Consider the following 26,988-nt stretch of genomic DNA (forward strand, 5'->3'; position numbering starts at 1 on the left):
TCTGTTGGATGATTTGGATATTTAAATTATTTTTATATTTGTGAACGGAAAGCAATAACTAATCACGAAATAAATGCTATATGGTGGTTATACAACCGTTGGCAGTAATTTTAAAACCACCCATAAAACAAGAATAGACAAGATGAAAAAAGGGATTTTATTTTTAGCAATTTCATTGAGCTTGGGATTGACTTCACTTAAAGCTCAAATTACTATTAGAGAAACTAATATTGTTGAAAAAGCAATTTTTAAACCTAAGCAATTTGATAGTTTGTCAAACATAACAATGCAAAAACACCCAATAGACTACAAAAAATACATTGGTTACAAATTATTTTTTCTACCTAAATCTAAAAATTATAAAACACAGTATAGCTCTGATAATAAGGAAAGAATCATTGATTTCTTATTTTCTAATGATACCACCCAAATAATAAAAGATGGAAAAATTCCTTTTGAAAAAATTACTTTGGCTCAAATTTTTGGAGACCCAAAAAGCCTTAAAGGAGGAGCATTAGAACAATACAATGAAAGAAAGAAAAAATATGAAAATATAGATAAGGCACAAACAAATATTTACATGCCTCATTTCTACCATGAACGAACGGACGAAACTGATGGAACAATTTCTGGTGAAATTGGAACTTTTCCGGATAGTGTATATGGAAAATATTTTACTATTATTGATATTAAGGGTAAAGAACCTTACGGTTCTAAAGAATTTAAAAAATTAGAAGATATTGATTTGGAAGATGGAAGAGATTGGCAATTAAGCCTTAAAATAACTCTAAGAAATGAATCAAATAAAGACACATTGTATTGGATTGTAGACCAAGCAAGATTTATAGGTAATCCGTTTTTTCTTGTTCCTTATTTTGAAAAGCAAAGGAATATTTATTTGAATAAAAATCTTGTGTTGAGATATAGTGATAGAACTAATACTAAACTTGAAAATTTGATAGACGTAAAAACTGGAGCCACAATAAACATCAAATATGGTGAAACTTGGACTTGTTCTGATATTAGCTTTGTTGATTCAAAAGATTCATATTATTTGAAATGTTTTTATTTTCTTAAAAATAATGACAGAGAAGTTAAAATTGAATTAGAAAGTGGTCTAGTAGATGATTATTTTATGCTTGAAACAGAATTTAAAAAACAAGAACTTGAAAAGCAGAAAAAAGAAGAACAACGTCAAAAAGAACAGCAGAAACGAGAAAAGAAAGAACAACAAGAGAAAATTAAGTTTAGAAATGATTGTATTGTAAAATGGGGACAAAAAATGGGCGGATACATTGCAGACGGTAAAGTTGTGTTAGGAATGAATAAAGAAATGTGCATTGCTTCTTGGGGAAGCCCTATTGACATTAATCGAACGATTATAAAAGGACTTATGTCAGAACAATGGGTATATGGTTGGGGAACTTATTTATATTTTGACAACGGTGTGTTAAGTGCAATACAAGATTAAAAACCATTATGATAAAACGAGACGATTACATAAATCTAATTGAAGAAATTAGAAATACAGATAAAAAATCGTTAGATGAGTTTATTGAAAAGGTAATTGAACCTTTACGAAATGAGAATAAAAATTTCATTGAAGTGTTATATAAAGACATTCATTATCTTATTAAAGACATTGATAAAGAAGGCGAAAACAATTTGGTTATTGAGAATGGTGGACTTGTGATTGAAGATGGTGGTTTGAAATTAACGGGATACCAATCAAGATTACATAATTTAGCAATTTGGTTACATATGGAAATTTGCAAAAAACTAATTGAAGAAAGCCCTTTTACTTTTGTTGAAAAAATGGAAAATTTTGAAAGAAACTTTTTAAATAAACCAAATTACACGCCTGAATACAAAGCAAAACTTGACAAAATAAAAAGAAGTTTAAAAAAAGAACGAAAACTTAATTTAGGAGAGAAAGAGAATTTTGGGAACAAGATTTTTGACATTGACAACCTTGAATTAAAACCAAATATTGCTGGTATTGGAATAAATGGGAATAACATAATTAATAAATTTAGAAAAACTTGATAATAGAATAAAAACTACTGCCAATAATAAATAGGACTTCATGTGGTACGCAGTGCCCGGCATGAAGTCCCGGTTGAACAAAATTCATAGGAGTTTTTTTCTATGGAGATAACAATGAGAAAAAGTAGAAGGGAAAAGTATAATCCGAGTAAAACAGGAGGGTTGGTTATTCCGGATTTGGAGTAACCGGTTAATTTCTTTAATGAGTTTTGCCTTTAAATGGTTTGATTTGCTACAAATAGCAAATGTAAAGGCAATAGCCCCGGCTGAGCGCTCCCGATAGTCATAGGGATGTTTTTTCGCTTGGAATATAGTGGAATTGATAATTAAGAAAAATAAAAACAGAAAACTATAAATTATCAAAGGATATGGGCAGGGTTGGGAATTCAGATAAGCGGGGAGCTGCACTATTCTATGACAAAATTCGCCAAATTAATTTTCTTTTTGATTGCTAAAAAATTGGTATTTTTGCATTATGAAAACATTACAAGAAATAAAAAACACTTTGGGTAGTCATAAAATAAGATTGTTTCATGATTATTCATTAAAATCAATGGCAATTTTTGGCTCTTATTCTCGTAGAGAACAAAAAGACTCAAGTGATTTGGATATTCTTGTTGAATTTTCCGACAGAATTGGTGTGAAATTTATTGATTTAGCCGAAGAACTAGAAAATATTGTTGGATTGAAGGTGGATTTAGTTTCAAAAAATGGGATTAAGGAAAAGTATTTAAAATCAATTGATTCAGATTTGATATATGTCTAAGCGTGATACTTTATTGTTGTTAGATGATATGTTGCAATCGGCGCAAAAGATTAAGCGATATACAAAAGACATTGATTATGGTTCATTTTTAGCTGATGATAAGACTATTGACGCTGTAGTTCGGAATTTTGAAATAATTGGAGAAGCTGCCAATCACATTGACCCGGATTTTAGAGATTCAAATCCACAGATTGAATGGAAAAGAATACGCGGGTTTCGTAATCGGATTGTTCACGATTATTTTGGGGTTGATTATGAAATTGTTTGGAGCATTGTAGAAACGTATTTAGATGAAATGATAGATCGGTTGGATACGATATTTGAAGATAATAAAGCCACATAGCCCCGGCTTGAGCGCTCCCGATAGTCATCGAGATGTATTTCTGCAACAAACTATGATAAAAACATACACTAAGCAATTCAATTAGCTAATTAACTAATTAGCTAATTAAAAAATTCTTTCAGATATTTTGGATTTTTTAAAAATTATTATATTTGCGAGGGAAAAAATAAAGAAATAGCCATTTGGTAGTTATAAGGATGTAGGGCAAATGGTAAAAAAGATCGCGTGTGTAACAAATTAAAAGATAATAGATTTATGAAAAAGACTTATTTGTTGATTTTTCTTATAGTACTATTTATTATCAGTTGCTCCAAAGAGGATAATGAATTTCGGTTGTCTGATTTTAGTATACCTACTATAAATGGCTATTATCAAAGAGATTTAGTAGCAAATATTATAGGGATAGTTGGAACTCCAAATGTTCGATTGGGCAATAGTACAGGTTTTAATAATTCAATATATTATTTTTTTTGTTATCCAAATCCGTGTTCCAAAGGTTTATGTGCTATTCATATAAAAGCACCAATAAAGAATGAGATAAAGAAATTATGGATAACTCCGGCTTATTTTAATAATCAGGGTTCAAATAATTCAATAGATTTAAATAATTCTAGTAATATTTTTATAGGAGGTTCCCCGGTATTTCAAACTGAATTTACATCAAATGATTTAACTGTTAATTTATCTCAAATTCCCAATGGTTATTATAGGATTTATTTAAAAGTAAATGGCTATTTATTATACGACAATCTTCTTATTTATAAACTCAATAAATAATAAAATGAAAAAGATAATTATTGTTATCGCATTCTTAACTTTTTTTTCCTCTAACTATTTGTTTTCGCAAACTGACAGAAAAATTGGATTAAGTGGTTCTGTCCAAAGTAGTCAATTTGGAATATCTTTACCTATTTGGTTAGGGGAAAAATTTGTATTAGCACCTGCATTAGATTTTGAATATGCAGAAAAGATAGGAACAGATTTTTCAATAGGTTTAGCTCCTAGGTTTTATTTTAAAAAGGATAAACTATCGCCATATTTTGGTTTGAAATTAGGTACTTTGATAAATATCCCTTCGTCAGATAATACAATAGATTCAAAGACGAAGTATGATTTTATTGGAGGTTTAGCCTTTGGAGCAGAGTACTTTTTAGGGGATAATTTTAGCCTAGGAGTTGAAGCTCAGGGAAATTTTACAAAATCCGATAAAAATTCGAATAGATTTGGAAATTCTGGTGGATTGAACTTTAATACAGCCACAATGATTTTTGCAACGATATATTTCTAAAAACAACTTGCTCTAATAAATAGGACTTCATGTGGCACGCAGTGCCCGGCATGAAGTCCCGGTTGAACAAAATTCATAGGAGTTCTTTTCTATGGAGATAACAATAAGAACGAAATAGTGATGGGTGATGATGATAAACATTTGTATTACAGGATATCTATATTAAAAAGAAATACAGAAAAACGTTTTGAAGTATACCTAACAACAATCGTTAAATTCAAAAATAACTGGGGAAAGATTTACTTTGCATTTATAAAACCATTTCATAAAATGGTAGTTAAGTCCATGTTGAAAAAATTATAAAAAACACGAACAAGCAACAAGATGAAAGAGACAATAAAGTTTGATAAAGTTGCCGATATATACGATTTCTACGTCAATGTTGATTTTGATTTACCTTTTTTCCTAAAAGAGACCGGAGGTGTTAAAAGTGAGATATTGGAATTAATGTGTGGAACAGGGCGGGTATCAATTCCGCTGCTTGAATCCGGAAGACAAATGACCTGCATTGATTATTCAAAAGGAATGTTAGAAGCATTTGAGCAAAAAATTAAAAACAAAAATTATCCGGTCAATTTATTTCAAATGGATATAACAAACCTGGATTTAAATAAAAAATATGGTTTGATAATATTGCCATTTCATTCAATAACTGAGATAATAGCAACTGAATTGCAGATAAAAGCATTACAATCAATCTCCTTACATCTTGACAAAAACGGAATTTTTATTTTAACACTTCAAAATCCCAAAACCCGACTAAAATTAGCAGACGGGATCCTAAGGACAATGGGAAAATTTCCCATTGGTAAAAATAGACAAATGATTATTTCATATATGAATCAATACAGCGAATCAGACAAGATAGTTTCAGGATTTCAATTCTATGAAATATTTGATTCGACAAATACTATGGTTGAAAAAAGATTTCTGGAGATAAATTTTAAGCCAATAACTAATTCAGAATTAAGGGATATGATTAAGACAACCGGATTAGAAGTAGTTGAAATGTTTGGAGATTACTCCTATAGTAATTTTGACGAAGAGACAAGTAACTTTATGATTTATAAAATGATAAAAAAATAAAGCACAAACGCACAACAAGGGCTCATACACCATGCGGGTTTCGGAGGTTTACGATTGTAAGTGCCTTATATTATCTTTGGTTGTCGGAGGAATAGAGACGTAGCCCGTACTCCCCAACGTTTCATATTGCCATCGTTAATACTAAAAAAAACTCACTAACAAAAATAACTGAAATGGAATTAGAAGATTTTGGATATAATGATAAACTCGAAAAGTTAAGGATTGAGAATAACCTTAAAGACTTTGAGATTGGCAGGATCGTTTCGGAACATAAAGAAAGATATATTGTTAAGACAGGAAAAGGAGAATTAGAAGCAGAGGTAACAGGAAATTTGCGATTTTCAGCAAAGAGTCGTGAAGATTTTCCCGCAGTAGGCGATTGGGTTACATTGACAACTTATGATTCTGATTTTGGAATAATTCACAAGATTTTATCTAGATTTTCAGTTATTAAAAGACAAGCAGTAGGCCAATTTGGAGAGATTCAGATAATAGCAACAAATATTGATTACGCCTTTATAATCCAGGCTGTTGACAGGGATTTTAATATCAACAGGCTTGAAAGATATCTTACCATATGCAATTCATCAAAGGTAAGCCCCATTATAATACTCAGTAAGATTGATTTAATAAATGAGCATCAGGTTTCTGAAATATTGAAGAATATAAAAGCTCGGATTAAAAATGTTCCGATTATTGCAATAAGTAACAAATCACAGGATGGATACGACACAATAAAAAAGACTATTGAAAAAGGGAAAACATATTGCATGCTTGGTTCTTCAGGTGTTGGAAAATCCACACTAATCAATAATCTTTCAGGTAAAACCATCATGCAAACTGATACAATAAGCCAGGCTACAAACAAGGGGAGACACGTTACAAGTCACAGAGAATTGATTATCCTGGAAAATGGCGGAATATTAGTTGACAATCCTGGGATGAGAGAAGTAGGTATTGCCGATTCAACAAGTGGATTAGAAATCACATTCGACATGATTGTCGGCTTTTCTCAAAATTGCAAGTTCAAAAATTGTAGCCACACAAACGAGATTGGATGTTCGGTTCTTGAAGCCGTTGAAAAAGGAGAAATAGACAAAGCTTCCTACGAAAATTACTTAAAAATGGAAAGAGAAAAAGCTTATTTTGAATCAACGGTTGCTGAAAGACAAAAAAAAGATAAAGACTTCGGAAAAATGCTAAAGAACTATAAAAAAGACATGAACAAAAATAAATACTAAGCACAACACACAGTATCCAATAAGGGTTCCAGTGGTAATTGGAACATTCTGCCCCACACAAAAATTTGTGTAGCCTGACAAGTGTATGAAGCCCGCAATACTATACTGTTTCTACACTTAACCATTGTGCATCATTGGGAACAAAAAAAATAACCAAAAACTAAAAGCTATCTGATAAGATCATTTACACGCTACCGCTCTTGAAAAAAGGGAAGAATGTTACTTGAAACCTATCAAAATTAGCAGAAATTTGTGGTTTAATATTTTCCGAAACATTTATCATTAATCATTTCCCCTTTTTCCATATCCTTCGCAACAATGCATAAGCTATTCCGGCAAAAGTGATGAATGCACCAATCCATACCACAAGAATATTGGGAAAAATTATGGCTTTCACCACTATGTATTCAGGGTTCTTTTCATAAATGCCCAATACAATATGCTGTGGTATATCGGAAACTTTCTCAAAACGAATTTTCAACCCGTCTTCCCTGCAAAATCTATCGGAAAATGCTACAGAATCGCCGTCTACTATGTATGAAACGTCCTGTTTCTGCTTTTTCCCTTTTGCATTTATAAAAGTGTAGTAAGCCGTAATCCTCGCATTAAACTTTTTGTCGCTGTACGATTCCACTTTCAAATTATCGAGTACAATTTTATTCCCGTTAGCCCGCAAAGTATCACCCTTTTTCATTTCCTGCTGATGCAACAATGAATATCTGCTGCCTCCCAAAACCGACTGAACATCGGCAAAAGTGATATACACATAAATATCCTTGCCTATGAAATGTTTGGTTGATGGTTCGTGAACATTTCCCATACGTGGATTTATGTTTATAGAGGGAGAAAGCCGGAAGAGAGGCTTTGAAAGACTATCGGGGCGGGAAGCATAAAAATCGAGATTATAAAAAACATGCTTACCTTTTATTTCACTGTCCTTATAAACTACAAAATATTTGCCCATTGGCATTGGGTGATTTTGTATAAGCACCTGGTTCTCGTTGTTGAGCGAGTTGTCGCCCATAGCAATACCCGAAGTGTTCTGCGAAATGATTTTACTTTGCGAAAAAGCCAAAACCACGCCGGTTAAAAAGATAAGAAACCCTGTGTGGGTAAATACCGAAGCAAAATTTTTGCGACGGCAGATATACCTTGCAAGATAGTCCACCGAAGCACTGAGGGCAAAAAACAGAGCAAAGAGTAAAATCTGGTAAGAAAAAACAGAAATAGAAGTAATTATAGATATTATTAAAGTAATTGCAAGCCCTGTACCGGCATAAATACCCGTTTTTTTCAATATCCGTTTCATGGAATTTTCCCCATACAACAAATACTGGCTCAGCCCAATACAAATAACCATAAGGATAGTAAAAGGCATTTGCCATGTATTGTAAAATGTTACCCTGTCGGCGGGAGGTGCCGCTGATGTATCAAAAAACTTATTTATCAATGGAATGGAAGTAGCTACAATTATCTGAAATGATGCAAGAAAAACAATTGCCGATGCAAGAAACATTATAAACTCGCGGGAAAGAAGTTTTTCGTTTTCACATTTTGGAATTTTTTTTGCCTTTACGGCAAGGATAAAAATTGCAAGAGTAACAAAAAACAGAAGAAAAATAATCAGGTGCAGAGGCAAGCCTTCATTCCCGAACGAATGGGCAGAAGTTTCTGCCAGCACTCCGCTTCGGGTAAGGTAACTTGCATATAACACAGCAATATAGCCTGCGAAAGAGAAAATATAGGCAAAAAATAGAGACTGTTGCTGCTTCTTAGCTATCAGATACAGATGAAGCGTAAGCAAAAGAATCAGCCAGGGAACAAGAGATGCATTTTCCACGGGGTCCCACGACCAAAACCCGCCAAAAGTAAGCGACTTGTAAGCCCAGCTTCCGCCCAGCATTATGCCTCCGCCTAAGGTAAACAGGGCAAATAAATTCCACGAAAGGGCGGGTTTTACCCAAACAAAATAATCACTGCGTCTTAGCGAGGCATAGGCAAAAGCAAAAGGTATAAGCGCAGCAGCATAGCCAAGAAACAATAAAGGAGGATGGACCACCATCCAGGGGTTTTCGAGCAACGGATTTAGCCCCTGCCCGTCAATTAATTGCGATATGTAGTTCGTATCCCGAAAAAAAACATCTCCGGCATTGGTAATACCGTTGCGAAGCAATACAAAAGGGCTGCTTCCCAGGGTAAAGCCACCCACATGCATTCCCAGCAAAGCGGCTGAAAGAAACACCTGCGATATGGAAACCACAGCCATCACCGGGGCTTCCCATTTGCGGGAAAAAAAAATCAGAATTACACCCAAAATTGCCTGCCACAAAGCCCAGATGATGAAACTTCCCTCCTGCCCTGCCCAAAAACAGGAAATAACATACTTGACAGGCAAATCGTTGGATGAATACTTCCAAACGTAAGAATACTCATAGTAGTGGTTAAAAATGAGCAGGTACAAAACAACGGCAACCCCCAGTATTGTAAAACAGTGTATCCAGAACACTTTTCTGGCAACTTTTTTCAGTTTCCCAGAATAGCTTTTTGTTTCATTTTCCGAGAGAAAATAATAGATAGCGGAAAAAAGTGCTGTAAAAAAGGCAAGCAAAACAAGGAATTTCCCGATTTCTCCTGCCAATAAATGCTCGCCTGTATATTGTATGTTCATTCTGCTTTTTAATAAAACACAAACCTACAAAAATTCTTTACTATAGCCGTTCAATGCTAAAAACCGGTATTTTATACCGATTCATCGTGTATTATTGCTTACTTCTAGAGAATTTATGTTGGAAAATGATTTTTTTTTGTAGGTTTGTCCGGAAAAATCTGAAAATTCATTATTAAATAATTTAAAACTTACATTTATGTTTAAAGGCCATCCGAAAGGACTTTTTGTATTGTTTTTTTCAAACATGGGAGAACGCTTTGGTTATTATACCATGCTGGCGATTTTTACCCTGTTTTTGCAGGATCATTTTGGCTGGGACGAAACCCGTGCCGCCGGATTGTATGGTATTTTCCTTGCAGCAATTTATTTTGCCCCTTTACTTGGTGGAGTAATTGCCGACGCATGGTTAGGCTATGGTAAAACGGTTACAATCGGAATTATTACCATGGGCTTGGGTTATGCACTGCTATCACAAACAGGTGCAAATCCAACAAGTATGTATATTGCCCTGGCAATTATTGCCCTTGGCGTAGGATTATTTAAAGGTAATCTGGTAGTTATTGTAGGAAACTTATATGAAAATTCCAAGATAGGACATTTGCGCGATGCGGCATTCAATATTTTTTACATGGGTATAAACATAGGAGCAATGTTTGCTCCACATGTTGCCCGTTTCTTGAAAAACCTTATGATGCACAACGAAGGTTTTGTATATAATTCAGCTATTCCTAAGATAGCCAACGATGTAATCGCCGGAAACCAGGTTACTCCAGAAAATCTCCAGAAAATACAACAAATGGCAGGAACAACGGATATGACTTCGGTAGCCGATTTCGCCCAGCGTTACTTAGATGCTATGGCACATGGCTATAATTGGGGTTTTGCCGCAGCCGGCATTTCCATGCTCATTTCCATCGTTATTTTTATTGCATTTAAAAAACATTTCAAACATGCCGATTATATGCAAAAGGATAAAATCAAAACAGGAGAAGCCGTAGAATTAACACCTAAGCAAATTCGCGACCGCATATTGGCATTGTTGCTCGTTTTCGTTATCGTTATTTTCTTCTGGATGGCTTTCCATCAAAATGGTTCAACTCTTACATTCTTTGCAAAAAATTATACGAATCTGAGTGCAAGTAAATACACTTTCCTCCTTTTCAATATTCCGAGTCTATTAGCCATTTTTGCGATCATTCTTGGTTTAGTATCAATCATCAATAAAGAAACAAAAGCAAAATTTAAAGCTATAGGTGCGGCATTTGTTGTTGCAGGCTTGGCTTACATCATTTATATGCTTAGAATTACAAACGGAGATATGATAGATCCGGAACTTTTCCAATCATTTAACCCCATGTTTGTAGTATTTCTTACGCCTGTAATTGTAGGATTTTTCCTTTGGTTACATAATAAAAACACAGAACCTTCCGCCCCAAGTAAGATAGGTATTGGTATGGTAATTACAGCAATTGGCTTCGCTATCATGATGTATGCCTCATATACACTTCCAAGTGTAAAAGAATTGGGTGGGAATGCCATTGATCAGTCTCTCGCAGTAAGTCCATACTGGCTGATTTCAACTTATTTTACCTTAACAATTGCCGAGTTATTCCTTAGCCCGATGGGATTATCATTTGTTTCCAAGGTTGCGCCTCCCAAGCTAAGAGGAACTATGCAGGCTGGCTGGCTGAGTGCTACTGCTATCGGCAACTATTTAGCCGGTTTTATCGGACGGTTTTATAAAAATTGGGAACTATGGCAGTTTTTTATGTTGTTGGTTATTGTGGCTATTGTTTCAGCAGCCATTATGTTTTCGATAATGCACATTATCAAAAGAGCAGCAACATCTTAATAAAAATATTTAGTTTATATAAAAAGGCAGAATCTTTTAGGTTCTGCCTTTTTTGTTCCTGGCATGAGAGATGATTCCTCTCTCTCATTTGTATGTCTGTTTTTTAGAGGTTATTAAGGAGGAAATCGGTCATGCGTTTATAAAGATGCAAACGGGTAAAACCTCCATAAATACCGTGGTTTTTGTTGGGATAAAACTGCATTTCGAACTGACGGTTATTATTTACAAGAGCAGTAATCAAATCCATCGAATTTTGCACATGCACGTTATCGTCGCAAGTTCCGTGAACCAATAAAAATTTACCCTTCAAATTTTTAGCGTAATTAATAGGAGAATTATCATCATATCCTGAAGGATTTTCCTGTGGTGTGCGCATAAATCGCTCAGTGTAAATATTATCGTAATATCTCCAGTTGGTAACCGGTGCTACAGCAATGCCAGTTTTGAAAACGTCAGCACCTTTTGTAAGACACGAAGCAGTCATAAAACCACCGAAGCTCCAGCCCCATATTCCAATACGATTTTTGTCAACGTAAGGTAGGGTTCCCAGGAACAAAGCGGCATCAATCTGGTCAATAGTTTCGTATTTACCCATTTGCATGTAGGTGCATTTTTTAAACGCTTCGCCTCGGGCACCTGTTCCCCGGTTGTCAACCGAAACACTGATATAGCCTTTTTGTGCCAACATCTGGTACCAGACAAAGTCGAAATAGTCCCAGGTATTCTGTACCGTTTGTGAGCCCGGACCTCCATACACATTTATAAGTACAGGATATTTTTTGGTACTGTCGAAATTTGCCGGCTTTATCATGTAAGCATTAAGTTCAATATCTTCGCTTGTTTTGATTGTAAAAAATTCCTGCCTGATGAAACCGTATTCACTTATAACTTTTTTTAATTCGGCATTATCGTTTAAAACCTTGATAACCCTTCCATTGATTCTATATAAAGTAGTGCTTGGAGGAGTATTGGCATCGGAGTAATTACCCACGTAATACTTAAAGTTACGGCTAAATTCGGCATCAAAAGTACCGTTGCATGTTGAAAGCCGTTTTTTGCCTTTTCCGCTGAGGTTTACAGCATAAAGATTGCGGTCGAGCGGCGAAGTTTCAGTAGAAATGTAATATACAATACCTTTGCTTTCGTCCACTCCTTTGATGTCGATAACTTCCCAATTCCCGGAGGTGAGTTGGCGAACAAGGTTTCCCTGCATGTCATACAGGTAAATATGCCTGTAACCATCTTTTTCGCTGGATAAAATAAAATGTTTGTTGTTTTTTAAGAAAGTGAGATGATCGTTGATTTCGATGTAGTATTTGTTTTCTTCAGTATATATTACTTTTGATATGCCGGTCGTGGGGTTGGTAAAAAGCAATTCAAGTTTGTTTTGTAGCCGGTTCATCCGGTAAATGCAGAGAACATCAGGAATATTTGTCCATTTAATGCGGGGAATATACTGGTCGGTAATATTCCCTATATCCATTTTCACAGTAGAACCGGTGGTAATGTCGTAAACAAAAATGTTAACTATCGAGTTGGCTTCCCCGGCTTTGGGATATTTAAATTTGTATTCTTCGGGGTATAAATCGCCCCACATTGTCATCGAAAATTCCTTCACTTTGCTTTCATCAAAGCGATAAAATGCAATCTTTGTCCCATCGGGCGACCAGAAAAATGCTTTTGAGAATTCAAACTCTTCCTCATACACCCAATCGGTAGCACCGTTAATGATACTGTTTTGCAAACCATCGGCAGTGATTTGCCTTTCGGTATTATTCAGTAAATCCTTTAAAAAAAGATTATTATCTCTAACAAACGCAATTTTTGTTCCGTCGGGAGACAAATCTGCGAGGCGTTGTTTACCTTTATCCGAAACGGGGGCAAGTTTTTGTGTGGTAAAATCCCAAACATAATACAACGATTTTGATGACCTGCGGTAAATAGGTTCGGTTTCTGTGGCTATCAGCATTTTGGTTTCATCATTGCTGAAGTTAAACTCATCTATAGAAAGAGGGTCTTTTGCTCCTTCGGGGATTAGCTGGTTGCCGGCAACCAGCAGCTTGTCTTTTTCACCCGTTTTGTAGAAATAGAGAAAAATAGAATCGTTCTCGTTTGTGCAGTAGTGCTCGCCATCATTCATACTGCGAACTTCCCCTGTAAAAGCCGGATAGAATTTCCTGCTTCGCCATATGTCTTCGAGGGAAATATCCTTTATGGGATTTTGTGCAAAAACGATACCTTGTAGCCCTAAAAACAAGGCAGTTGTAATCCATAATACAATTCGTTTTGTCATGCAAGTATTTTTAAAAATGGTTTTTCGTTTTATCCTAACTTAAAATGGCAGATCATCGCTTATGGGTGGTTCCGGCGGAATGTCGGAATATTCGTCAGCACGACTTTGCTGATACGTTTCCTGCATTTCTTTTTCTATTTTCCAAGCTCTTGCTTCTGTAAACCACCTGCTGTTGTATTCGCGGCTTTCCAAATCAAAGAAAACTGTAATTTGTTCTCCTTCATTAATTTTAAATTGTTCAACTTTTTCACTCCACAGCGAAAAGCATACTTTTTTGGGAAATTGCGCCTGGGTTTCAATAACAAATTCCTGTTTTTTCCAGGGACCATTTTTGCCTTCTCCGGTTACAAGAGGTAAAATACGAATAACTTTTCCTTTAATGTCCATAACTTATGTATTAAAATGTTAGATTTTTAGAGTATTTTATAACTATAAATTTAAAATGTAATTATTTGGTTATTTATGTAAAGGGATATCGAAAGGATTATCCATAACTTCTGTTTTTCCTTTTTTGTAATACACTGTAATTTTTTTATCCGATAATAATTTATAAACTTCTTTTGCCTGCACTTTTGCAATAACGTAATGTATTCGCAACAAGGGTTTGTCATAGTTAAGTTGCGTTTGCAGTCTTACAATTCCATCGTTGCCTGAAAGGTGACTTTCAAGGTACAAAAGCTTATCCTGCATGGCAGGGATAAGCAATTCCGGCAGAACAATTTCCACCACAGCCAGTTGCTCAGGCGAAAACGAATCAAAGTTATTAAAAGTATCATCAACTGGGGTAAACATCCTTTGATAGAAAACCGATTTGCTGATATCCGCAATCCGGACTTCTCCCTGAGCTACCTTAAAATGCGTTTTTTCAATGAGTTCCTGTCCATCTATCTTTAGCTTAATCTCTTCTTTTTCAATAATATCAACAATCATATCCGGAGTTATTTTCCCATTGTCGAAAAAAATACGAATTTTTATCGGTTCTCCAAACTCGGTTTCGAAGCCGTAAAACGCACCCTGCTGCTTTAGTTTTTCGTAAAACAATAACTCGTCATTGGCATCTAAGAAGTTATATATTCCTATTTCTGCAATGGTTACAGTATTTTTCGATTTTTCAGGTTCTGATATGAAGGTAATTACGGGCGTAAAAATGGCTTTTCTAATGGCAAAAGGACTGGTAAGTTTGGGATCAAAATAAATCTTTGCAGAATGAGATTTAACAAAAGCCGCTACTCCTGTTACTCCTTTCACATTTTTCATCTGTTCGATGAATGATGTGGCGCTTCCAAAGCATTTTATACTGCTTAATCCCTCCTGGATGAAAACATTAGATTTTTTTTGCTGATCAGGCTCTCCCCATCGTATGTTTACGGTAGGAATTTCTGTTATGGAAGCAAAAATCAGGGCGGCAACAATAAGAATTACAACAACCAACGGTGGCAGGAAAGTAAGTTTCCGTTTGTTAATAAGCAAAGCTCCTTTTTCCGGACATTGCGTAACACAATCAGTACAAAGATGACAATCAATATGATTTACAGTTGTAAGAGAGGAAACCGGAATCGCCATCGGACAGGTTTTATCGCAAATTTTGCATTGGGTACATTTGTCCGGATTTCGAGTTACTCTGAAAAGAGGGAAAAAGCCTGTTTTCATTTTTAACAGTTCAATCGTATAAGCAGAAATTGCAATTGCAGCAAGATAAATTGACCAATGTAATTGAAATACAATATTATACAAAAAATACAGCCCGGTAATAATGATGAAAACCAAAGTAAAAGAAAATGTATTAGCAACAGCTCCCAGAGGGCAAACATATTTGCACCAAAACTGGTGAATAAAAAATGAACCTGCGATAGTAACAAAAAGCGCCGCCAGAGCATACCACACCATTACATCCACAGAAAAACCGGAAAAAACAGCATAGTAAGGATCGTATTTTTTACAAAACAACTCGCTGGTGGTCATTGTAAAGTAAAATGTTAAAAAAAACAGTATGTATTTTAAACTTCTGAGCAAACGATCAGGGATACCTGAAAAGGTATATTGCATTTTAAGTTTTTTACCCCATTTTCCCAAAAATTCGGTAAAAAAACCAATGGGACAAATAAAACTGCAAAACATCTTGCTGACAAGGATAGTCCCAGCAATAAGTGCAATTCCCATGGCAATCTGCAAGAGTGTCATAGAACAGGCAAGGGTGTTATTGGCTAAAAAAGTGGCAAACGCCTGCATTCCTCCGAAGGGGCAGTACGCTTCAAAATCAGATATATATTGTTTGTCAAAAAAAGGTCGTACCAGTAAATATACCAATAATAACAAGATTGCCCATTGCAGGGGTTTCCTGCAAAAATTGATTTTTTTTCTTTTGCTCATGTCGTACTTTTTGCGAAAGCAAATATATAAAGAATACACCTTTAAAAAAGCCGTGGATGTATTAAAACCATTCCCGGTAATTAAAAAAATACTCCGGAAAGGGTGGACGAAAAAATTCGTTAACAAATTAAATGAAAAAACAATAATTTTGTAAAAAAGCAATTTATAAAATGTTAATCTGCCCTCGGATACTGATTATCATTGTGCTGTCGGTATTTTCATTTTTACCACCTGCAATAGCACAATCGCCTGAACGGTTGCGTATTATGTTTTACAATACTGAAAACTTATTTGACCCTTTCGGAGACAGTATTTCGGAATACAATGCTTTTACAGCCCGGGGAGAAATGTACTGGACATTTGGAAAATTCAGCAAAAAGATAATCAACCTGTATAAAACCATCGTCGCTGTCGGTGAATGGAATGCTCCATGCCTGGTGGGTTTATGCGAAATTGAAAACCGTTTTGTTTTGAACTGGCTTACCCGGCAAACACCTCTCAGTCAGTTTGGTTACCGGATAATTCAACACGATTCGCCTGACAGGAGAGGGATTGACGTGGCTTTGCTATATAGGGCAAAGCAAGCGGTACTGTTACATGAGGAATTTCTACGTATTTCAATACCAGGAGATAGCATTTTCAAAACCAGAGATGTTCTTTATGCCAAATTTTTAATGTTGCAAAGTGATACACTTCATGTTTTTGTCGTACATCTGCCTTCCAAAATAGGAGGTGCTGTTCCAACCTCTTCGAAACGTGAGTCTGTAGCGATACAGATTATAAGAAAAACTGATTCCGTTTTCAGACACAATGGAAACTCCAATATTGTAATTATGGGCGATTTTAATGACTCCCCCTCCAGTAATTTACTTACTGATTTTTTTGAAGCAGATAAAATTTCCGACAACATAGCCCCTTCAAAATTGTACAATCTGATGGAAAAGTATAAAAATAAACCTGCTTATGGAACACATAAATTCCGGGGTAATTGGACAATTATTGATCAAATTCTTGTCTCTGGTAATTTATTACTAAATAACAATTTCTTTATTGTAGAAAACAAAGCATATATTTTCAGTTCTGATTTTCTTTTGGAAGACGACCCTGTTAATACAGGCAAAAAACCTTTCAGAACATACGAAGGTTTCAGGTATAAAGGAGGCTTCAGTGATCATTTGCCTGTTTATACCGATATTATCAAAAAGTGATATAAATAAAAGAAATAGAATTTGATGATGGCTTTGGCATATAGCAATAAAATAAAAGGGAAAATTCAAGTATTTATACTTTCATTTATATACTATATTACTACTTACTTAATTATACTTTTTATAAATCGTTATGCTACGCTTTTCATTGCTGCGGATTTTGGAATTAAAACAATCATTCGGCACGGCGACATTATTTTTATCACGCTACCATCCTCTTCTTTATGGACACGCGATGCTATATTGTCAATTTCTATGGCAGGACATGTAATTTGTCTTTTAACAGGAATTTGTGTAATCGCGTTTTATAATTTTCATAAGCTAACCCGGATACCTTACGCCGGTGTCTGGATTTGTTTTCATGCTTTTAATTTTGCTTTAGGAGCAATACTATACAAATTGGCAATAGGAACAGGCATTCCTGCCGGGGCACTGCATTTGGGAACTCCGGTAAAAATTGTTGTAGCGCTTGCGTCTGTTTATTTCCTTGGCAAATCCGGATATTACTTTGCACCAGCTTTTTGCTTAACTCCTGCCTATTGCAGTTGCAACAGACAAAAAGAATATCTGTTTGCAGTAATTTTACCCTGGATTACTGGAAGCACAATATTGCTTCCTATTGTTCATGGTAGCATTAAAATAGAAGGTGTATTATCTTTTTTATCTCTTTTGTTTTTTATTGTTCCTGTTTTTTGGAGAATGAAAAAATATAAACAAAAAGTGTTTCTACCTAAGTTTTCCCATATGCAACTCTTGGCATGGTGTGCTGTAGCTTTTATTTTAATATCTTTTATCGCCCTATATATAAGTGCTATAAGCGTATTTCTCCCTAAATAATTTCGGTAAATTCTTGTCATTAAAAATGCAAATTTTAGAATATTTTTATCTTACATAAAATTACTTTCTGGGTAAGTTGCAGATAATTTGTTGTAGATAATGCATTGTACCAGGACCTTCGTTACATAATACATCCAGGATGCTCAAATTGGGGGAAAAACCAGTTGAAAAAGAGAACACCTGGGTGTACACCGGAAAATCCATTTCAGTATCCGTTTTAGGGTGGATGGAGAAGCGGAAATCGTAACAATTTTCAGGATTTTTTATGAAGGATTCAGTAAAATGAATCTCCCTTTCTGCTTTGAGCCACTCAAGGATTTTGCGGGTAATCATTGTGTTAAAATCAATAAGCCGCCGTGGAGGATTTTCAAAGAAACCGGCAATAGCATCACGGTAAAATAAAAAAAACGGAGAATTATTATAAGCGGCTTCAATAGAACGGAAATGGATTTGTTGCCAACGGGTAGAAAAGTCTATAGTAATATCTTTTGTAAGTGTATGGTTTCCTGTAATTTTATTTACCGGGATACTTAGGGTTTGCTTTCCCTGCCGACCAGCAATACAACATCGGTTGCGGTAACTTTGTTTGGAATAACTTTCATACAACTCGATATAAGCACTATCGGCAACAAGCAGTTGGACAAAATATTCAACCGGGGGAAAATAAGCGGTAGAAAATAATGAGAAAAGCGGCATATTTTTTTTTGCGAAAATAGGAAAATAAAAAAGAGGTGTGTTAATCAGCATGATTATCACGACCTCTTTTAATTCTAAAGAAAAATATTAATTCTTTAGCAGCACATCGTTGATGGCTTGTACCAGCGAGGCTTTAGGCAATGCCCCCACCGCCATTTGCGGTTGATCAGCCTTAGGACAAAAAAGCATAGAAGGGATACTGTGTATTCCAAAAGCAGAGGAAATCTCCTGTTCCTGTTCGGTGTTTACTTTGTAAATATTAATTTTTCCCTGATATTCTTTTGATAATTCCTCCAAGATGGGAGAAATCATCTTACATGGGCTGCACCAGTCTGCATAAAAATCAATGATGCAAGGCAGTTCGCCTTCAAATTTCCAATCTTTATTATTTTCAAAATCGAATACTTTTTTCTTAAAAGTATCTAAGGTTAAATGTTCCATATAGATATGTGTTATTGTTGTTATTTGAATTATTTCACAGGTAGGGTTTCAGCAAAAATCACCTCATTAATTATTTGCCGGAAAGTTTCTTCGGATAAAGCGCCCTGATTCATTTGAGGTTTACTGTTTGCGGGGCAAAAAAGTATCGAAGGAATGCTTTGAATACCAAATGCTACGGTAAGTTCACGTTCTTTATCAGTATTGATTTTATAAAAAATAATTTTCCCGTCGTACTCTTTGGCTAACTTTCCAATAATTGGGGCAATTCTTTTACAGGGACCACACCAATCTGCATAAAAATCTATGATACACGGTAGTTTGCCTTCATATTTCCAAGTCTGTGGGTTCTTTTCATAGTTGTATACTTGTTTCAGAAACATGGCTTTGGTCATGGTTATAGGTTTTCCTCCACCACTATTTTCCGACAGTTCTGTTATTGCTTCTTTACTTGCATTTTCGTTTACTTCTTTTTTCCCGGTAGCGGAACAGGATACTATCATTGTTACAATAAATGTGATTCCAAGGCTTTTTTTGATCGTTGTTTTAAATTTAATCATAAGAATTTCTGTTGATTATAATTATTATATATAAAAAGATACATATGAATATTGATTTTCCAAATACCATGCCACAAAATAGTGCTGACAGGTTGTCACTTGCCGGTGTCTTTCAATAACAATAAGAAAAAAGGTTAATAAAAAAGCTGCCTGTACAGGCAGCTTTTTTAGATGTAAAATAGAACGAGTTTAGTAATTAGTTACCAATTCTACTCTACGGTTTTTAGCACGACCATCACGGGTTTTGTTATCTGCAACAGGTTTTGTTTCTCCATACCCCTGAGAGGTGAGACGGCTTTTATCTATTCCCTTATCAACAAGATATTTAACAACAATATTGGTGCGTTTTTGCGAAAGTTTCATATTCATTTCATCCTTACCCACATTATCGGTATGACCTTCTACGGTGATTTTAAGGTTAGGATTGTTTTTCAAGATAGTAACAAGTTCGTTTAACTTCATTTTGGATTCCTTTTTCAGGATGTTTTTACCGGTATCGAAATACACACTCTTAGCAATGCTGAGGATAGCTTCTTTTTCCTTCTTGGTTATTTCAGGGCAACCTTTGTTAGCCACTGTTCCGGCTACGTCGGGGCACTGGTCATCTTTGTCGGCTATGCCATCGCCGTCAGTATCGGGACAACCATTAAATTTAGCTAAGCCTTTTACATCGGGGCATTGGTCGTCTTTATCGGTAATGCCGTCGCCATCACGGTCAGGGCAGCCCTGTAAAGTTGCCACTCCTTTTACGTCGGGGCATTTATCATCTTTATCAGCAACGCCGTCGCCATCACGGTCGGGACAACCTTTCAGAGTAGCCAAGCCTTTTTCATCGGGGCATTGGTCATCATTATCGGCAATACCATCGCCGTCACGGTCGGGGCAGCCTTGTAAAGTCGCCAGTCCTTTTACATCAGGACATTTATCATCTTTATCAGCAATGCCATCGCCATCACGGTCGGGACAGCCCTGAAGGGCTTCAACACCGGCAACAGTAGGACATAAGTCTTTTATATCGGCAATACCATCACCGTCGAGGTCGCTTTTTCCACCGAAACGGAATTTAATTCCCCCTGCATAGTGGAAATAATCTTTCCGATCGAACATCATATCGTAAGTACCTTGGAAAAATACTCCTACATATTTAGCAAGCCAAATATTGAAACCAATACCAGCATGGTGTTGATAATAAAATATTTCATTCATATTTGTACCACCTATTCCTAAAGTAATGTACGGGTCAAACCATGATTTTTCATTTAAAATATAACCATTTGCAAATTTGTATTGCAAATTAGCATCTAATTTCCAGAATGTTTCGGTAGTAAGAGGTTGTCCAATAAGTTTCATTTTATTTTTGTCTAATCCATTCCAGTTGAATGCGGCTTCTACATTGAAACTTTTACACAAATACCTTGATAATGAAAAATAACCAGGAATGTTATTACCCTGCCAATTAGCGTATTTAAGCTGGTCGGCAAATTTGAGATCCGGGGCATTATAATCAGCCCAATTAAAACCAAAGCCTAGCCCCCAGGGATTTTCCTTGTTTTGGGCTTTTGTAACACTTACCATTGCGAAAAGCAAGATGGCAATAAAGAGTAATGATTTTTTCATATCCTTTGCTATTAGTTAATAATTAAAATAGTTGCTGTAAAATTAATCAATTTTATTAAAAACAAAAAATATTTACAGATTGTTCGGAAAAATAAATAAAACTTTCTCTTTTTTAAAAGGTGTTTGTCTGGATTGCTTAAAAAGAATGGTTAAATGATAAAAATTGCATCATTTTATTCTATAAATAGTTTCTCAACATATTTATTTTCATTGGATTTTATTATAATAAAATATAGTCCATCTTTAATTGCAGGTAATTGCACACAAATGGCATTCCCCGGAGGTGAAAAAAGATTTTTTTGGGAAAACACCAAAATCCCGGTTGGATTAATAATTTCGATATCTGCAATTCCTTTTGCATATTCAGGAAGCTGGATATTTAACGTACTTTGTACCGGGTTAGGATATATTTTAACACGAGTATAGATGGGTTTATTAAAAATATTACCCACAGAACTGCTTTCATAATATGCATCAAAACCCCCGGCGACGTTACTATTATCGGTAAAAAAGGAAATAAACATTTTACCACTGGGCGATTCTACCGGAAAAGGAAGACTATCGCCAGATAAAGTAGCAAGCAATTGGTTATTTGATAGATCAAAAACCTTTACTACATCTTTTACAGGTTCTGTATCAAAAAAAGTAAAATACAAGGTTGTTCTGGCAGCATTGGCGGGTTGAATTTTCCATCGGCATAATGTGCCGTTCATGTAGTTTTTATTCCCGCTTCCATCATAAAATTCTCCGGACGGCTCGGTTAGTGTGGTAATCCCGCTACAATATTCCGGGAAATTGGAAGTGTACTGGGCAAGGAATCCAGCCCCCTGATTTTCATTATTGGAAGTAAAAGTGATAAACATTTTGTTGCCCGAAGAAACTAATTGCGGAGGCAGGGTATTTCCCGAAAAAGTACCTAATATTGGAGCGTTGACATCTGCGCCATCGTAAACATTTACAATATCGTGATTAAGTTCTGTATCAAAATAACTGAAACTTAAATTTATAGAAGTAACAGAGTCTAATTGTGGATCATTAGGTGCAATGAGCCAGCTACAGGAAGCTCCGGGCTGGTAATTTTTTTCACCGCTACCATCAGCAAGCGAGCCTTCGGTGGCTTCCATGATGGAAACTCTGTTACAGTATGAAGGATAAACATAATTTACAGTATCAGGATAACAGTTAATGATAAGTTCCTGAAGTAGATTAAAATTATTTCCACCGGGTGTGAGGTTGTCAGTATAAAAATACCCGTCGTACGAGCCGCTCCATCCCCAGTTAAAATGGTAATAATCATCCCCCTGGTAGCCATCGCAAATAAAAGCATGTCCCATAATGTATGAATAATCCGACCATCCGGCATAGTACATAGGTATTTTTTTGTCGAGATGGGTTATCAGCAGGCTGTCCCAGTTAAGGTTGGTGCTATCGCGAAAGACATACTGTGTTTGTGGAGAATATTTAAAATAAGTACGCAATGAATAGGCTGCTTTATGGTTCCACATTCCTGAGCCGTCGGGACCATAGTCCATGTCAACGGAAACTCCGAGATGAAATAATAATGTTGCTATGGCATCGTTGCGACTACTGATGGAATTCAACATTTGGTTCCATTGATAAGTTGTGGCACCAAAATCGGCAGAAATAGTCCCGTAATCAGGATGCTGGTATATATAAGAGCCTATGCCCGTTTCGGGCCACCGGAAATAATACATCAACTGCCCCATAGCTGTTGCCACACAACCGGCATAGGCATGACCATCAGGACCAGCAGCATCATCAGGGCACAAACCATTGTAAGGAGCATCCTGGTTCCATTGCGATGTAAGCAAAGGTTCAACCGATTTTCCAGAAAATAGTTGCAGGTCTTTGCCGTCAAGCAAATGTTGCCATTCATTTTGATAATCATCTGATTTAAAACTATTATTCTTTACTGCAAAAGCAATTTGCCGTTTATAAAAATCCATCCATGCAGAAAAACTTGCCGGCTGCTTTGTTTCTTCATATTTTCCATTAAAAGAATAAGCAAGTACCGGAGGTAATTCATCATAGGCTGCAACAGTAACAAAGCCTCCCGCTGAAATATTAAACACATAATAACAAACGGTTTGTTCGGAAAATATGGTAAAGTTTCCGGTTGTTTGCAACGATTCTGCCGGAACATTACGGTATTGCGAAGCCCGTTCGTAATAAAAGTTTATAGCAACCTTTGAGGCTTCTTCGGGCGTTACCTGTTTTGAAAAAGTGAGCAGGGGCAGAAGGAAAAAGGTTAAGATTGAAACTAAGATTAGGGTTGAGTGTAATAGTTTTTTCATAGCATCAAAGATGTTTAATTTCATTTTCAAGCATTGTAAATATTTTGGAAAGACTATCTTTACGTATTTCTTCTTTTTTGCACCCCATTTCCAGTTCTCCTTAATTTTCAGGATGTGCACGATGAATGATTTCGCAAAGTTTTACCAAAATGGGCTGTGCAAATGCCGGTATTTCAGCAATATATTGGTCAATAAGTAGTAGTGCATCGAAGCGTATAGCAGACTTTATAACCATGTTCGCAAATTTTTGAAGTAAAAATAAAGAAAAAAGAAAGCCCTACCTCTTTCCCCTGCAAAAAACTCCCAAAGGCAATTTTTTTTCGGTATTGTCCGGAATGAACAATTCGCCATATTCCGGATATTTCAGTCCGGGCAAATAAGCATTTACAAGATTGGCTGCAATCAGAGATGAAAAGCCCATCGAATACAGATTAAGAAGAATAAAAGCATGAGCTGTCTCCAATAATTGACTACAAAGTTGCATCATTTCACCAATCGAATCTTCCAATACCCATTTTTCACCATCCGGTCCCCTACCGTAAGCCGGTGGGTCCAGAATAATTCCATGATAGGTATTCCCTCTTTTCACTTCACGCCGAACAAATTTCAACGCATCCTCCACAACCCAACGTATGCCTTCCAATCCACTGGCTTCCATATTTTCACGGCTCCAGGTGATTACCGGTTTCACAGAATCAACATGGGTAACAGCCGCTCCCGCAGCCCTTGCTACCAGTGAAGCCCCTCCGGTATAGGCAAATAGATTCAATACACGGGGTTGTGCAACACTCAGAGAATGAATGGCATCATAAATATAATCCCAATTTACACTTTGTTCGGGGAAAATGCCGATATGCCGGAAAGCTGTCAATCCCAGGCGCATTTGGATTTGCATATTTTTGTACCGGTAAGATATAAACCATTGCTCAGGCATGCCTTTTTGTAAATGCCATTCGCCTTTTTCCGGATTATTTTTTTCCTTGATGAAACTGGCATTTGCCTTTAGTTTCCACTCTGATTCAGGCAAAGATGGTAGCCAGACTGCCTGAGGTTCAGGACGCCGAAGGATATACTTTCCGAAACGTTCTAATTTTTCAAAATTTCCACTGTCTATCAGTTCGTAATCAGTAAAGTGAAGCGGGTTAAGAAGAAGCATAAGCAATAGTTTACCGAAACAAAGATAAAAGATATTGATAAATGTTGGTTTTTATGTTTCACTTAAACCAAAAATCAGGATTTTCAATGTTTAAAATTATCTTTGTCCACTTAATTTAAAACAGATTTATTGAAACTGTCTATTATCTGGGTTTACGTACTTGTAATTTTCTCCATGCTCTTCTGGGGGTTGTCTTTTGTTTGGTTTAAAATTGTAAACCCATTTTATAGTCCCATCACCATTATCTTTTTAAGACTACTCATTTCCAGTAGCATGTTGTACTTTATTATCCGTATATTTCGTTTCCGGTACAAGGTAAAGCAAAAAGATGTAAAATATTTTCTCTTGTTGGCATTTTGCCAGCCCTTTTGCTATTTCCTTGGCGAAAGCTATGGATTAACAAAAGTTTCTTCCACCGTTTCTGCGGTTATCATTGCCACCATTCCATTGTTTACACCTATTGTGGCGTATTATTTCGTCCACGAAAAATTAAGTTTGTTTCATTTTATCGGAATGATTGTATCCTTTAGCGGAATTATTATCATGATTATCAATCCTGATCTTTCCTTTAATGCATCCCCGCAAGGTATATTTTTATTGTTTTTCGCAGTAGCCTCTGCGGTAGCTTTTTCGGCAGTAATCCGAAAGATAAGTCCCGATTACTCGCCACTTACGATAACATTTTATCAAAATCTGCTTGGATCTGTATATTTTTTACCATTATTTTTCATCTTTGATTATCAAAATTTTATTTATACGACTCCTTCATGGAATGCCATTGCTGCCCTTTTACAATTAGCAGTTTTTGCTTCTTCTTTGGCTTATCTGTTTTATGTAATCGGGCTCAATCGTATCGGATTAAATAAAGCTTCATTATACGCTAATTTAATTCCCGTTTTTACGGCGTTCTTTTCTTTTTTTATTCTCGGTGAACAGTTTACATTTGCAAAAATACTTGGAATAGCTGTAGTAATTGTAGGAGTTATGATTTCACAGTTAGATAAATTAAATAACCGTTTAAAATTACGAAAGTTATGAAAATACTTGTTTTGGGAACCGGATTGGTAGGTGGTCCTATTGCAGCCGACCTTGCCCGCGATACAAATTTTGAGGTTGGAATAGCAGATATTAATCCTGTAAAAATGAATATGTTAGGAGAAAAATATCCTGTAAAAACCTACTGTTGCGACCTGAAAAATCCAGATATGGTAAAAGAAATCATAAAAGAATATGATATGGCTGTAAATGCCGTACCCGGTTTTATGGGTTTTTCTACCCTGAAAGCATTGACTGAAGCAGGGAAAAACGTTGTGGACATAGCATTTTTCCCGGAAGATATGTTTTTGTTGGATCATCTTGCCAAGGAGAAAAATGTTACAATCGTTTCCGATATGGGTGTTGCTCCGGGGATGAGCCACTTACTGACAGGCTACGGAGCATCCATGCTCGATAAAGTAGAAAAAGCCATTATTTACGTTGGTGGGCTTCCCAAAATTCGCCAATGGCCATACGAATACAAGGCTGTTTTTTCTCCTGTTGATGTTTTGGAAGAATATACCCGCTCGGCACGAGTGATAGAAAACGGGAAGGAAATAATTAAATCTGCTTTGTCTGAAGCTGAATTGATTGACTTTCCCAAAATCGGGACACTCGAAGCTTTTGTAAGCGATGGGCTTCGTTCGTTAACAAAAACCATTCCGGCTGATTATATGGTTGAAAAGACCCTGCGTTACAAAGGGCACATCGAACTGATGAAAATATTTCGCGAAAGCGGATTTTTCGATACAAAACCGGTTCAAATTCAAGGTCAATGGGTTTCGCCGCTGGAATTTACCTCCAAGTTACTTTTTCCTAAATGGAAATTAGAAGAAGGGGAAGAAGACATCACAGTGATGCAGATAATTGTAGAAGGGCAGAAAAATGGGAGAAAACTCCGTTTTACATGGAATCTTTATGACACATACGATAAGGTAACGGAAACACATTCCATGGCACGCACTACAGGTTATGCCGCCACGGCGGCAGTCAGGCTACTTGCATCAGGATTATACGCACAAAAAGGGGTTTCGGCACCGGAATTTATCGGCAAACATCCCGAATGTGTCCAATATATGCTTGACCGTCTGAAAGAGCGAGGTATTTGTTACCAGGAAACGAAAGAAGATATTTAGCAAAGATTAAAAATATCTTGCTTTACGGAAAAAATTT

At 36.0% G+C, this 26,988-nt stretch carries 23 protein-coding genes; 13 read left to right on the forward strand and 10 right to left on the reverse strand.

Annotated features, from left to right (window positions below):
- Positions 1-73 precede the first annotated feature (73 nt).
- From M0R21_04170 to rsgA, 8 genes are all read left to right on the forward strand, one after another.
- Complete coding sequence (locus tag M0R21_04170; protein MCK9617012.1) at positions 74-1,471, forward strand: hypothetical protein; 1,398 nt, start codon at positions 74-76, stop codon at positions 1,469-1,471.
- An 8-nt stretch (positions 1,472-1,479) separates the two neighbouring features.
- Positions 1,480-2,046 (forward strand): hypothetical protein, encoded by a 567-nt coding sequence (locus tag M0R21_04175; protein ID MCK9617013.1) that lies wholly within the window; start codon positions 1,480-1,482, stop codon positions 2,044-2,046.
- 475 nt (positions 2,047-2,521) lie between these two features.
- The gene (locus M0R21_04180) at positions 2,522-2,812 is read left to right on the forward strand and encodes a nucleotidyltransferase family protein (protein MCK9617014.1); all 291 of its coding nucleotides are present in this window, start codon (positions 2,522-2,524) and stop codon (positions 2,810-2,812) included.
- Positions 2,805-3,155, forward strand: a complete 351-nt coding sequence (locus tag M0R21_04185; GenBank protein MCK9617015.1) for a DUF86 domain-containing protein — start codon at positions 2,805-2,807, stop codon at positions 3,153-3,155. The genes M0R21_04180 and M0R21_04185 overlap by 8 nt, the downstream gene beginning before the upstream one ends.
- Positions 3,156-3,410: 255 nt before the next feature.
- Complete coding sequence (locus M0R21_04190) at positions 3,411-3,932, forward strand: hypothetical protein (GenBank protein ID MCK9617016.1); 522 nt, start codon at positions 3,411-3,413, stop codon at positions 3,930-3,932.
- A gap of 4 nt (positions 3,933-3,936) precedes the next feature.
- Positions 3,937-4,443, forward strand: coding sequence for a hypothetical protein (locus tag M0R21_04195; protein ID MCK9617017.1), 507 nt, complete (start codon positions 3,937-3,939; stop codon positions 4,441-4,443).
- A 324-nt stretch (positions 4,444-4,767) separates the two neighbouring features.
- Entirely contained in the window at positions 4,768-5,529 is a 762-nt protein-coding gene (locus M0R21_04200) for a class I SAM-dependent methyltransferase (GenBank protein MCK9617018.1), read from the forward strand.
- 173 nt (positions 5,530-5,702) lie between these two features.
- The gene (gene rsgA / locus M0R21_04205) at positions 5,703-6,770 is read left to right on the forward strand and encodes a ribosome small subunit-dependent GTPase A (protein MCK9617019.1); all 1,068 of its coding nucleotides are present in this window, start codon (positions 5,703-5,705) and stop codon (positions 6,768-6,770) included.
- 286 nt (positions 6,771-7,056) lie between these two features.
- Here rsgA and ccsA read toward each other — a convergent pair whose 3' ends face one another.
- A complete protein-coding gene (ccsA, locus tag M0R21_04210) occupies positions 7,057-9,438 on the reverse strand; it encodes a cytochrome c biogenesis protein CcsA (protein ID MCK9617020.1) in 2,382 nt (793 codons plus the stop codon).
- 196 nt (positions 9,439-9,634) lie between these two features.
- Here ccsA and M0R21_04215 point away from each other — a divergent pair, with 196 nt between their 5' ends.
- On the forward strand, positions 9,635-11,290 hold the full coding sequence (locus M0R21_04215; protein ID MCK9617021.1) for a peptide MFS transporter: 1,656 nt from the start codon (positions 9,635-9,637) through the stop codon (positions 11,288-11,290).
- Positions 11,291-11,393: 103 nt separating this feature from the next.
- Here M0R21_04215 and M0R21_04220 read toward each other — a convergent pair whose 3' ends face one another.
- The 3 genes from M0R21_04220 to M0R21_04230 form a co-directional block, all read right to left on the reverse strand.
- Positions 11,394-13,583: a S9 family peptidase gene (locus tag M0R21_04220; protein MCK9617022.1), complete on the reverse strand. Its 2,190-nt coding sequence runs from the start codon at positions 13,581-13,583 to the stop codon at positions 11,394-11,396.
- 39 nt (positions 13,584-13,622) lie between these two features.
- Positions 13,623-13,970, reverse strand: a complete 348-nt coding sequence (locus tag M0R21_04225; protein ID MCK9617023.1) for a DUF3127 domain-containing protein — start codon at positions 13,968-13,970, stop codon at positions 13,623-13,625.
- 69 nt (positions 13,971-14,039) lie between these two features.
- Positions 14,040-15,953 (reverse strand): 4Fe-4S binding protein, encoded by a 1,914-nt coding sequence (locus M0R21_04230; protein ID MCK9617024.1) that lies wholly within the window; start codon positions 15,951-15,953, stop codon positions 14,040-14,042.
- A gap of 170 nt (positions 15,954-16,123) precedes the next feature.
- Here M0R21_04230 and M0R21_04235 point away from each other — a divergent pair, with 170 nt between their 5' ends.
- Positions 16,124-17,161: an endonuclease gene (locus tag M0R21_04235; GenBank protein MCK9617025.1), complete on the forward strand. Its 1,038-nt coding sequence runs from the start codon at positions 16,124-16,126 to the stop codon at positions 17,159-17,161.
- Between the two features lie 24 nt (positions 17,162-17,185).
- Positions 17,186-17,998, forward strand: coding sequence for a hypothetical protein (locus tag M0R21_04240; GenBank protein MCK9617026.1), 813 nt, complete (start codon positions 17,186-17,188; stop codon positions 17,996-17,998).
- Positions 17,999-18,058: 60 nt separating this feature from the next.
- Here M0R21_04240 and M0R21_04245 read toward each other — a convergent pair whose 3' ends face one another.
- From M0R21_04245 to M0R21_04270, 6 genes are all read right to left on the reverse strand, one after another.
- Entirely contained in the window at positions 18,059-18,694 is a 636-nt protein-coding gene (locus M0R21_04245) for a WbqC family protein (GenBank protein MCK9617027.1), read from the reverse strand.
- An 87-nt stretch (positions 18,695-18,781) separates the two neighbouring features.
- Positions 18,782-19,135: a thioredoxin gene (trxA, locus tag M0R21_04250; protein MCK9617028.1), complete on the reverse strand. Its 354-nt coding sequence runs from the start codon at positions 19,133-19,135 to the stop codon at positions 18,782-18,784.
- A 29-nt stretch (positions 19,136-19,164) separates the two neighbouring features.
- Positions 19,165-19,692, reverse strand: coding sequence for a thioredoxin domain-containing protein (locus M0R21_04255; GenBank protein MCK9617029.1), 528 nt, complete (start codon positions 19,690-19,692; stop codon positions 19,165-19,167).
- A 189-nt stretch (positions 19,693-19,881) separates the two neighbouring features.
- Positions 19,882-21,309 (reverse strand): OmpA family protein, encoded by a 1,428-nt coding sequence (locus M0R21_04260; GenBank protein MCK9617030.1) that lies wholly within the window; start codon positions 21,307-21,309, stop codon positions 19,882-19,884.
- 173 nt (positions 21,310-21,482) lie between these two features.
- Complete coding sequence (locus M0R21_04265) at positions 21,483-23,624, reverse strand: C10 family peptidase (GenBank protein MCK9617031.1); 2,142 nt, start codon at positions 23,622-23,624, stop codon at positions 21,483-21,485.
- A 277-nt stretch (positions 23,625-23,901) separates the two neighbouring features.
- Positions 23,902-24,780 (reverse strand): class I SAM-dependent methyltransferase, encoded by an 879-nt coding sequence (locus M0R21_04270; protein ID MCK9617032.1) that lies wholly within the window; start codon positions 24,778-24,780, stop codon positions 23,902-23,904.
- A gap of 129 nt (positions 24,781-24,909) precedes the next feature.
- Here M0R21_04270 and M0R21_04275 point away from each other — a divergent pair, with 129 nt between their 5' ends.
- Positions 24,910-25,818 carry a DMT family transporter gene (locus M0R21_04275; GenBank protein MCK9617033.1) on the forward strand — a complete coding sequence of 303 codons (909 nt, stop codon included), beginning with the start codon at positions 24,910-24,912 and terminating at the stop codon, positions 25,816-25,818.
- Complete coding sequence (locus M0R21_04280; protein MCK9617034.1) at positions 25,815-26,951, forward strand: saccharopine dehydrogenase NADP-binding domain-containing protein; 1,137 nt, start codon at positions 25,815-25,817, stop codon at positions 26,949-26,951. Before M0R21_04275 ends, M0R21_04280 begins: the two co-directional genes overlap by 4 nt.
- Positions 26,952-26,988 lie beyond the last annotated feature (37 nt).

It is taken from the genome of Lentimicrobiaceae bacterium (genome assembly GCA_023227965.1).
Lineage (GTDB): Bacteria > Bacteroidota > Bacteroidia > Bacteroidales > JALOCA01 > JALOCA01.

Excerpts from the sequence above, each read along its gene's own strand:
- M0R21_04170 (MCK9617012.1), top strand. The coding sequence starts at position 74 with ATGCTATATGGTGGTTATACAACCGTTGGCAGTAATTTTAAAACCACC.
- M0R21_04175 (MCK9617013.1), top strand. The coding sequence starts at position 1,480 with ATGATAAAACGAGACGATTACATAAATCTAATTGAAGAAATTAGAAAT.
- M0R21_04180 (MCK9617014.1), top strand. The coding sequence starts at position 2,522 with ATGAAAACATTACAAGAAATAAAAAACACTTTGGGTAGTCATAAAATA.
- M0R21_04185 (MCK9617015.1), top strand. The coding sequence starts at position 2,805 with ATGTCTAAGCGTGATACTTTATTGTTGTTAGATGATATGTTGCAATCG.
- M0R21_04190 (MCK9617016.1), top strand. The coding sequence starts at position 3,411 with ATGAAAAAGACTTATTTGTTGATTTTTCTTATAGTACTATTTATTATC.
- M0R21_04195 (MCK9617017.1), top strand. The coding sequence starts at position 3,937 with ATGAAAAAGATAATTATTGTTATCGCATTCTTAACTTTTTTTTCCTCT.
- M0R21_04200 (MCK9617018.1), top strand. The coding sequence starts at position 4,768 with ATGAAAGAGACAATAAAGTTTGATAAAGTTGCCGATATATACGATTTC.
- rsgA (MCK9617019.1), top strand. The coding sequence starts at position 5,703 with ATGGAATTAGAAGATTTTGGATATAATGATAAACTCGAAAAGTTAAGG.
- ccsA (MCK9617020.1), bottom strand. The coding sequence starts at position 9,438 with ATGAACATACAATATACAGGCGAGCATTTATTGGCAGGAGAAATCGGG.
- M0R21_04215 (MCK9617021.1), top strand. The coding sequence starts at position 9,635 with ATGTTTAAAGGCCATCCGAAAGGACTTTTTGTATTGTTTTTTTCAAAC.
- M0R21_04220 (MCK9617022.1), bottom strand. The coding sequence starts at position 13,583 with ATGACAAAACGAATTGTATTATGGATTACAACTGCCTTGTTTTTAGGG.
- M0R21_04225 (MCK9617023.1), bottom strand. The coding sequence starts at position 13,970 with ATGGACATTAAAGGAAAAGTTATTCGTATTTTACCTCTTGTAACCGGA.
- M0R21_04230 (MCK9617024.1), bottom strand. The coding sequence starts at position 15,953 with ATGAGCAAAAGAAAAAAAATCAATTTTTGCAGGAAACCCCTGCAATGG.
- M0R21_04235 (MCK9617025.1), top strand. The coding sequence starts at position 16,124 with ATGTTAATCTGCCCTCGGATACTGATTATCATTGTGCTGTCGGTATTT.
- M0R21_04240 (MCK9617026.1), top strand. The coding sequence starts at position 17,186 with ATGATGGCTTTGGCATATAGCAATAAAATAAAAGGGAAAATTCAAGTA.
- M0R21_04245 (MCK9617027.1), bottom strand. The coding sequence starts at position 18,694 with ATGCCGCTTTTCTCATTATTTTCTACCGCTTATTTTCCCCCGGTTGAA.
- trxA (MCK9617028.1), bottom strand. The coding sequence starts at position 19,135 with ATGGAACATTTAACCTTAGATACTTTTAAGAAAAAAGTATTCGATTTT.
- M0R21_04255 (MCK9617029.1), bottom strand. The coding sequence starts at position 19,692 with ATGATTAAATTTAAAACAACGATCAAAAAAAGCCTTGGAATCACATTT.
- M0R21_04260 (MCK9617030.1), bottom strand. The coding sequence starts at position 21,309 with ATGAAAAAATCATTACTCTTTATTGCCATCTTGCTTTTCGCAATGGTA.
- M0R21_04265 (MCK9617031.1), bottom strand. The coding sequence starts at position 23,624 with ATGAAAAAACTATTACACTCAACCCTAATCTTAGTTTCAATCTTAACC.
- M0R21_04270 (MCK9617032.1), bottom strand. The coding sequence starts at position 24,780 with ATGCTTCTTCTTAACCCGCTTCACTTTACTGATTACGAACTGATAGAC.
- M0R21_04280 (MCK9617034.1), top strand. The coding sequence starts at position 25,815 with ATGAAAATACTTGTTTTGGGAACCGGATTGGTAGGTGGTCCTATTGCA.